Origin of the sequence: Flavobacterium sp. (assembly GCF_044341265.1) — a bacterium.
In the GTDB taxonomy this organism is placed as follows: domain Bacteria; phylum Bacteroidota; class Bacteroidia; order Flavobacteriales; family Flavobacteriaceae; genus Flavobacterium.
The window spans coordinates 46,987-56,051 of record NZ_JBIISA010000025.1; the positions used below are offsets into that span (position 1 = coordinate 46,987).

Annotated in this window: 10 protein-coding genes; 1 reads left to right on the top strand and 9 read right to left on the bottom strand. The window is 32.6% G+C overall.

Going from position 1 to position 9,065, the window contains the following annotated elements; genetic code table 11:
• Positions 1 to 18: 18 nt before the first annotated feature.
• The 9 genes from ACIQ06_RS12045 to aspS all read right to left on the bottom strand — a co-directional run bounded on the left by ACIQ06_RS12045 (position 19) and on the right by aspS (position 7,740).
• Positions 19 to 639: a hypothetical protein gene (locus tag ACIQ06_RS12045; RefSeq protein ID WP_396146632.1), complete on the bottom strand. Its 621-nt coding sequence runs from the start codon at positions 637 to 639 to the stop codon at positions 19 to 21.
• 13 nt (positions 640 to 652) lie between these two features.
• Positions 653 to 2,020: an NADH-quinone oxidoreductase subunit NuoF gene (gene nuoF / locus ACIQ06_RS12050; RefSeq protein WP_396146634.1), complete on the bottom strand. Its 1,368-nt coding sequence runs from the start codon at positions 2,018 to 2,020 to the stop codon at positions 653 to 655.
• Between the two features lie 4 nt (positions 2,021 to 2,024).
• Complete coding sequence (locus ACIQ06_RS12055; protein WP_396146636.1) at positions 2,025 to 2,555, bottom strand: complex I 24 kDa subunit family protein; 531 nt, start codon at positions 2,553 to 2,555, stop codon at positions 2,025 to 2,027.
• A gap of 79 nt (positions 2,556 to 2,634) precedes the next feature.
• The gene (nuoD, locus tag ACIQ06_RS12060; protein WP_298303839.1) at positions 2,635 to 3,870 is read right to left on the bottom strand and encodes an NADH dehydrogenase (quinone) subunit D; all 1,236 of its coding nucleotides are present in this window, start codon (positions 3,868 to 3,870) and stop codon (positions 2,635 to 2,637) included.
• A gap of 28 nt (positions 3,871 to 3,898) precedes the next feature.
• Positions 3,899 to 4,420: an NADH-quinone oxidoreductase subunit C gene (locus ACIQ06_RS12065; RefSeq protein WP_396146638.1), complete on the bottom strand. Its 522-nt coding sequence runs from the start codon at positions 4,418 to 4,420 to the stop codon at positions 3,899 to 3,901.
• Position 4,421: 1 nt separating this feature from the next.
• The gene (locus ACIQ06_RS12070; RefSeq protein WP_298116535.1) at positions 4,422 to 4,967 is read right to left on the bottom strand and encodes an NADH-quinone oxidoreductase subunit B; all 546 of its coding nucleotides are present in this window, start codon (positions 4,965 to 4,967) and stop codon (positions 4,422 to 4,424) included.
• Between the two features lie 32 nt (positions 4,968 to 4,999).
• Positions 5,000 to 5,365, bottom strand: coding sequence for an NADH-quinone oxidoreductase subunit A (locus ACIQ06_RS12075; RefSeq protein WP_298303847.1), 366 nt, complete (start codon positions 5,363 to 5,365; stop codon positions 5,000 to 5,002).
• A gap of 202 nt (positions 5,366 to 5,567) precedes the next feature.
• Entirely contained in the window at positions 5,568 to 5,768 is a 201-nt protein-coding gene (locus ACIQ06_RS12080; protein ID WP_298116537.1) for a cold-shock protein, read from the bottom strand.
• Positions 5,769 to 5,988: 220 nt separating this feature from the next.
• Positions 5,989 to 7,740, bottom strand: a complete 1,752-nt coding sequence (gene aspS / locus ACIQ06_RS12085) for an aspartate--tRNA ligase (protein WP_396146641.1) — start codon at positions 7,738 to 7,740, stop codon at positions 5,989 to 5,991.
• Between the two features lie 159 nt (positions 7,741 to 7,899).
• On the opposite strand from aspS, the gene ACIQ06_RS12090 reads away from it, so the two are divergent.
• The gene (locus tag ACIQ06_RS12090) at positions 7,900 to 8,898 is read left to right on the top strand and encodes a TlpA family protein disulfide reductase (protein ID WP_396146643.1); all 999 of its coding nucleotides are present in this window, start codon (positions 7,900 to 7,902) and stop codon (positions 8,896 to 8,898) included.
• The last annotated feature ends 167 nt before the right edge of the window (positions 8,899 to 9,065 follow it).

The following is a 9,065-nucleotide window of genomic DNA, read 5'->3' on the forward strand; positions in this document are numbered from 1 at the left end:
TTAATACGAAACTTGAAACTATTCTTGAATATTTTTAAAATGTTCGTTATATAATTCTATTACTTGTAATGATTGATGTAACTTATAATTTTTATTTCCATCAATCCATAATTTAAAGAGTTCTGGATAATCAATTATTATTGAACCGATATCATCTCTATAACTAAATGAAGACACGTTTTTTATTTCATCGTCTTTTACAAAAATTTCTTTTGTAGTTAAATTTGCCCTCATGTCTTGATTATACTTGTGGTAAACAGAAATCTTACCAACAATTATTTCTCTGTAAAAATATTTATAATTATCTTCTTTTAATCCTACAAATTTTATTTCTTGGAAACCGGTTGTATTTTGTGGTAAATATGGCATATTGTATGCGTTTTCTGACATGTAAATATGTATACTACTTAATGCAAATGGTTTGTAAATATATTGGTCTCCATTTTCTAATTGAATAGTAATTTTTTTATCACAAACAGCTGCAGGATTAAGAAGCTTTTTGTTAAACATATTTGAAATACCAATAAAAGTACATTTTATTGTGTCATTTTTGGCGTCAACTATGTAACCTTTGATTGAGTTTTCTTGAGAAAACGAAATATGAGTTACAAATAATAAAAATAAAAATATTTTTTTCATCAAAAATATATATTTAGACCTCTTGTTTTGCTACTAAATGTTTCACTTTTTCAAATGGCTCATTCACAAAATGATCTCTATTTTTTACTTTTTCTGGGAAACGAATGTGGTATTCAAATTCATCTCTAAAATGACGAATTGCCGCAGCAACTGGCCATGAAGCCGCATCACCTAATGGACAAATTGTATTTCCTTCAATTTTTGATTGAATACTCCATAATAATTCGATGTCTTCTTCGCGTCCTTGTCCATTTTCTATTCTCCATAAAACTTTTTCTAACCAACCTGTTCCTTCACGGCATGGCGTACATTGACCGCATGATTCGTGGTGGTAAAATCTTGAAAAATTCCAAGTATTTCTTACGATACAAGCTCTGTCATCATAAACAATAAATCCTCCAGAACCTAACATAGAACCAGTTGCGAATCCACCATCAGATAAACTTTCGTAAGTCATTAATCTGTCTTCACCAGCTGCAGTTTTGTAAATTAAATTGGCTGGTAAAATTGGCACCGAACTTCCTCCAGGAACTAATGCTTTTAATGGTCGGTCGGTTTGCATTCCACCACAATATTCATCAGAATTCATGAATTCGTAAACAGAAACACCCAATTCAATTTCGAAAACGCCTTGATTTTTTATGTTTCCAGATGCTGAAATTAATTTTGTACCAGTTGAACGACCAATTCCAATAGCAGCATAATCAGCACCAGAATTATTTACAATCCAAGGCACAGCAGCAATTGTTTCTACATTATTTACTACGGTTGGATTTTGCCAAAGACCTTTAACAGCTGGAAATGGTGGTTTCAATCTTGGATTTCCACGATTTCCTTCTAGTGATTCAATTAATGCAGTTTCTTCTCCGCAAATGTAAGCTCCACCACCAATTTGAACAAAAAGTTCTAAATCGTAGCCTGAACCTAATATGTTTTTACCCAACCAACCAGCAGCTTTTGCTTCGGCGATGGCTCTTTCTAAAATTTTGTAAACCCACATATATTCTCCACGAATGTAGATGTAGGATAAGTTTGCTCCAAGCGCGTAACTTGATGTAATCATTCCTTCAATTAATAGGTGAGGAATGTACTCCATTAAGTAACGGTCTTTGAAAGTTCCAGGTTCTGATTCGTCAGCGTTACAAACTAAATGTCTTGGATTTCCCGATTTTTTATCGATAAAACTCCATTTCATTCCAGCTGGAAATCCTGCACCACCACGACCACGAAGTCCAGAAGTTTTTACTTCTTCAACCACTTCATCTGGAGTCATTTTTTTCAAGGCTTTTTCTACTGATGCATAACCGCCTTCACGACGATATACTTCATAAGTTTTAATTCCCGGAACGTTTATTTTGTCTAATAATATTTTTCTTCCCATGATACTATTTATCGTGTAAAGTGATTTTTCCGTCTTTGCAATCAGACACTAACTGATCGATTTTTTCTTTTGTTAAATGCTCTTGGTAGAAATCACCCAATTGCATCATTGGCGCATATCCACAAGCACCAAGACATTCAACTCCACGAACTTCAAATAAACCATCAGCTGTTGGTTCGCCAACTTTTACACCCAATTTAGAACAAGTGTAATCCATTAAATCTTCTACACCGTTTTGACAACAAGGAGAAGTTTGACAGAATTCAAACATGTATTTTCCAATTGGACGTTGGTTGAACATCGTGTAAAAAGTTACTACTTCGTACACTTCAATATTTTGGATTTGTAAAATTTCAGCAACTTTGTTTTGCAATTCAATACTCAACCAATTGTCGTGAGCATCTTGAACTTCGTGCAAAACTGGAAGTAAAGCCGATTTTTGTTTACCTTCAGGATAATGACTAATCAATTCATTGATACGATTCATCAATGATTCAGTTATGTTTATCTCTTGTTTTATATGTGATCTTTCCATTTCTAATTTTAGATATTAAATTTTAGATTTTAGATATTTGAATATGTAATCTAAAATCTGCATTCTGCAATCTTTCTTCTTATGCGTCTAATTCTCCAGCAATTACATTTAAACTTGATAATATTACGATGGCATCTGATAACATTCCGCCTTTAATCATTTCAGTGTAAGCTTGGTAATAAATAAAGCAAGGTCTTCTAAAGTGTAATCTGTATGGCGTTCTACTTCCGTCAGTTATTAAATAAAATCCTAATTCTCCGTTTCCACCTTCTACTGGATGATATATTTCTGCTACTGGAACTGGAACTTCACCCATCACAATTTTAAAGTGATAAATTAAGCTTTCCATATTATGGTAAACATCTTCTTTTGGAGGTAAGTAATAATCAGGAACATCAGCATGAATTGGTCCTTCCGGTAATTTAGCTAAGGCTTGTTTGATGATGCTTAAACTTTCCCAAACTTCGGCATTTCTAACACAAAATCTGTCGTAAGTATCACCTGATTTTCCTACAGGAACATCAAATTCAAAATCTTCATAAGAAGAATAGGGTTGTGCTTTTCTAACGTCATAATCAATTCCGGCAGCACGTAAATTAGGTCCAGTTAAACCATATTGCATTGCTTTTTCAGCAGTGATTGGTCCGACATTCACAGTTCTATCTATGAAAATTCTATTTCTTTCGAAAAGGTTTTCAAATTCTTTCCAAGCAACTGGAAAATCAGTTAAAAAAGTGTCTAATTTTTTGAAAGCAGCTTCTGACCAATCTCTTTCGAAACCACCGATTCTACCCATATTTGTTGTAAGACGAGCTCCACAAATTTCTTCGTAGATTTCGTATACTTTTTCTCTAAATTGGAATACATAAAGGAAACCGGTATAAGCTCCAGTATCAACACCAAGAATCGAATTACAGATTAAGTGATCTGTTATACGCGCTAATTCCATTACGATAACTCTTAAATATTGAGCACGTTTTGGAACTTCAATTTCTAGTAATTTTTCAACGGTCATCCACCAAGCCATGTTGTTAATAGGAGAAGAACAGTAGTTCATTCTATCTGTTAAAACGTTTACTTGATAAAACGGACGGTTTTCAGCAATTTTTTCAAAAGCACGGTGAATGTATCCTATGGTAGGTTCTGCATCAAGAATTTTTTCACCATCCATTAACAAGATATTTTGAAAAATACCATGTGTTGCTGGATGCGTTGGACCAAGATTTAATATTGAAAGTTCGCTTCCGTCTTCGTTGCGAGTTTGTTCAATAACTTTGGCATATCGATGCTCTGGTAATAATAATAAGTCTGACATTTTATAATGTTGAATTATTTATTTTGTTTTATATTTTTTGTGCCGTTCTTCCAAAGAAACGATCGTCTTTATCTGTTCTACCGCTATCTTCCATTGGGAATTCTTTTCGCATTGGGAAAGACACCATTTCATCCATATTCAAAATACGTTTCAATTGTGGGTGACCAATAAAATTGATTCCGTAGAAATCGAAAGTTTCTCTTTCCATCCAATTGGTGCAAAGAAACAAATCGGTCATTGAATGAACTTCAGGATTTTCACCATTAAGATAAGTAGTTATTCTTATTCTAACATTTTCAACCCAATTGTGAAGATGATAAACCACTGCAAATTGATGATTTTCATCATTGTCTGGATAGTGAACTCCACATAAATCGGTTAAGAAGTGAAAATTTAAATCCTCTTCTGTTTTTAAAGTTCTAATTACTTCGTAGATAGCATCTGAAGTAGCTTCGAATGAAAAAACATCTCGACTCATAGAAAAATTCAAAACTTTGTTTCCAAATTTTTGAGTCATTTTTTCTTGTATGTATGCCGTTTCTAAAGCCATATTATAGGTTGTAAGAAGCTAATAATTCTTTATATTCTGGAGAATTTCTTCTGCGTACAGATTCATTCTTCACTAATTCTTGTAATTGCATTACACCATCAACAATTTGTTCTGGTCTTGGAGGACAACCTGGTACATAAACGTCTACTGGAATTACTTTGTCAATTCCTTGTAAAACTGAATACGTATCGAAAACTCCACCTGAACATGCACAAGCACCAACAGAAATAACCCAACGAGGTTCAGACATTTGTTCGTAAACTTGACGTAAAATAGGTGCCATTTTTTTAGAAATTGTTCCCATTACCATTAGCATATCGGCTTGTCGCGGAGAAAAACTTACTCTTTCTGAACCGAAACGCGCTAAATCGTAATGTGATGCCATTGTAGCCATGAACTCAATTCCACAACAAGAAGTTGCAAAAGGTAAAGGCCAAAGTGAATTAGCTCTTGCCAATCCCACAACGTCGTTTAATTTAGTAGCGAAGAACCCTTCACCTGTTACTCCTTCTGGTGGAGCAACCATTTTTGTTTTAGAATCACTCATTTATAATTCGTAATTTAAAATTCGTAATTAATCTATTCCCACTCTAATGCTTTCTTCTTGATTATGTAGAAGAAACCAACTAAAAGTAACAACATGAAAATAACCATTTTGATCATTCCATCCACTCCTAATTCTCTAAAATTTACTGCCCATGGATATAAGAAAATTACCTCTACATCGAAAAGCACGAAAAGAATTGCAACAAGAAAATATTTTACAGAAAACGGAATACGCGCATTTCCTACGGATTCAATACCGCACTCGAAGTTTTTATCTTTGTTTTTAGAATGTCTTTTTGGTCCAAGGAAACTAGAACCAATAATTGTTGCGACAACAAATCCTATTGCTAGTCCAGCTTGCATTAAGATTGGTAAATAATCAATTTGAGTAGATTGCATGTCTCTAAAAGTTAGTATTTGTAAAATAGCCACAAATATACATTGCATTATTTAATTCTCAAAAATCATTAGATAAACGTTTGTTATTTATGCGTTAAAAACGTTTATTTAAACCTATTCTAAATAATATTTATGAAAACAAAAAAACGCTCTGAAATTTTCAGAGCGTTTGACCATTTAGGCAATCAAAAAATAATATATATTAGTCTTCGATAACTACTACTTGAGCAGCTACTTTACCTTTTCTTCCTTCTTCTTCTTCGTAAGAAACTTTGTCTCCTTCGTTTAAGTTTTCAGCTTTAATACCTGTAGCGTGAACGAAAATGTCTTTTCCATTTTCATCATCTGTAATGAATCCGTAACCTTTAGACTCATTGAAAAATTTAACTGTACCTGTGCGCATTTTGTAATGTAAAAAAATTAATAATGGTCAAAGATATACTTATTTATGACATAGCAAACAAAAATTAAATAAAAGTTTAAAAAATTTACAATAATTTAAAATTATAATTGAATGATTTTCAGTGTAATATTTGAAAAATTCTAAATTTTGCAATAAAAAAAGCAACTATTTATAAATTTTTAAATAGTTGCTTTTAAATTATTTGAGAATTTGATATAAATTACTTCAAATCAACTTTTATATGTAATTCATTTAATTGTGCGTCATCAATTACAGATGGTGCATCAATCATAACATCTCTTCCTGAATTGTTTTTTGGGAAGGCGATAAAATCACGAATCGTTTCTTGTCCGCCAAGAATTGCTACTAATCTATCCAATCCAAAGGCTAAACCTCCATGTGGTGGTGCACCAAATTGGAAAGCATCCATTAAAAATCCAAACTGATTACGAGCTTCTTCTTCTGTAAATCCTAGATATTTGAACATTAATTGTTGGGTTGCTTTATCGTGAATTCTGATTGAACCACCACCAATTTCGTTTCCGTTCAAAACCATATCATAAGCATTAGCACGAACTTTTCCTGGATTTGTTGCTAACAATTCCATGTCTTCAGGTTTTGGCGAAGTAAATGGATGGTGCATTGCATGCCATCTTCCAGATTCTTCATCCAATTCTAATAATGGGAAATCTACAACCCATAATGGAGCAAATTCAGCTGGATTTCTCAATCCTAATCTTGTTGCTAATTCCATTCTTAATGCAGAAAGTTGTGCGCGAGTTTTATCAGCCGGACCAGAAAGTACAAAAATCATGTCTCCAGCTTTTGCACCAGTAATTTCAGCCCATTTTTTCAAATCTTCCTGATCGTAAAATTTATCTACAGATGATTTATAAGTTCCATCAGCTTCACATTTTACATAAACCATTCCAGATGCGCCAACTTGTGGACGTTTTACCCAGTCAATTAAAGCATCGATTTCTTTACGAGTATAAGTTGCACAATTTGGAGCTGCAATTCCAACTACTAATTCAGCGGAATTGAAAACAGGAAAATCTTTGTGTTGAGAAACTTCATTCAACTCACCAAATTTCATATCAAAACGAATGTCTGGTTTGTCGTTACCGTAAGTTTTCATCGCATAATCGTAAGTAATTCTTGGGAATTTCTCTACTTCAATACCTTTTATTTCTTTTAGTAAATGACGCGTTAAGCCTTCAAATACATTTAAAATATCTTCTTGTTCCACAAATGCCATTTCGCAATCGATTTGTGTAAACTCGGGTTGTCTGTCGGCACGTAAGTCTTCGTCACGGAAACATTTTACTATTTGAAAATATTTATCCATTCCGCCAACCATCAATAATTGTTTGAATGTTTGTGGCGATTGAGGCAAGGCATAAAATTGACCTTCGTTCATTCTACTAGGAACTACGAAATCTCTTGCGCCTTCTGGAGTTGATTTGATTAAATATGGAGTTTCAACTTCACAAAAATCCAAATCAGAAAGGTAATTTCTAACGGCTTGTGCTACTTTGTGACGGAATAACAAACTATTCTTAACTGGATTTCTTCGAATATCCAAATAACGGTATTTCATTCTGATATCTTCACCACCGTCGGTTTCATCTTCAATAGTGAAAGGTGGCGTTAGTGCTGCATTTAGAATTGTCATTTCTTTTACTAGAATTTCAATTTCACCAGTTGCTATATTTTTATTTTTGGCTTCACGCTCAATTACAGTTCCTTTTACTTGAACTACAAATTCTCTTCCAAGAGTTTTAGCCAATTCGAAAACTGATTTTTCAGAACGACTTTCGTCAAATAATAATTGTGTAATTCCATAACGGTCGCGTAAATCAACCCAATTCATGAATCCTTTATCTCTTGATTTTTGAACCCAACCAGCAAGTGTAACTTCTTGATTGATATGCGAGGCGTTTAATTCGCCACAATTATGACTTCTATACATTTGGAATAAAATTTTTTTATAAATAACAATTCGACCTTTGGTCTTGGGTGCAAAAGTAAAAAACTTCAACCGAAATAAACACTAAATATTTTCATAATGAATAATTGATGGTAAATAAATTTAACTACATTTGGTTTTACTTAAATTAAAATTAATAATATGAAAAAATTTGGATTCTTTTTATTTGCGCTTTTTTTATCAAATATAAGCTTTGGGCAAGATAATGTAGTAAAGTTTGAAGCAGATATTGCTCATAGAAATGGGGATATACTTTTTATTAAAAACAATAGAATTATTGTGAAAGAAATTAAAGTAGAAGGTGATGGACATTTTAGTTCGTCATTTGAAATTAAAGAAGGAATGTATCAATTGTTTGATGGGGCTGAGTACAGTGAACTGTTTTTAAAAAATGGTTTTGACTTAAAATTGAAAATGGATGCAGAGAATTTCGATGAATCGATTGTTTATTCAGGAAAAGGTGCTTCTGAGAATAATTATTTAGCTCAAAAAATATTGAGTGAAAGTAAATTTGATGCAGAAAGTCTTTTTGCTGCTAAAACTATGGAAGAGTTTACAGCTAAAATTACAGAAAAGCAAAAAGCTGATATTGCAAAATTAGAAGCTGCTAAATTGGATCCTAATTTTGTTGCACTTCAGAAAAAAGCAATGGAAACAGAAATGTTTCAAATGAAAATGTATTTTGGAGAGAAATTAAAACAACAAAAATTAAACAACACACAAGCACCATCTTTTGATTATGAAAACCATGCTGGTGGAAAAACTAAGTTAGAAGACTTGAGAGGAAAATATGTTTACATTGATGTTTGGGCTACTTGGTGTGGACCTTGTCGTGCAGAAATTCCATCTTTGCAAAAAATTGAAGAGAAATATCACGATAAAAAAATTGCTTTTGTAAGTATTTCTGTTGATGAGCAAAAAGATTATGAAAAGTGGAAAAAGTTTGTAGTTGAAAAACAACTTGGCGGAATCCAATTGTATGCAGATAAAAACTGGATGTCTGATTTTATTAAAGCATTTGGAATTAATTCTATTCCAAGATTTATTTTAATCGATCCAACTGGAAAAGTGGTTAATGCTGATGCTGATAGACCATCAAATCCTAAATTACAAGAGCAACTTGATGCACTTTTAAAATAGTTTAGATTTAGTACAAAATAAAAAAGCTCCGAATATTTTTGAGGGCACTGAAAAAGTCCTTTAAGTAATAAGTATAATAATTTAAGGAGTAGAAAACTTAGTTTTTCTGCTCTTTTTTTTGTATATTTAGCTGTAATTATAGAGTTTTATAGATGTTATTAAAGCAG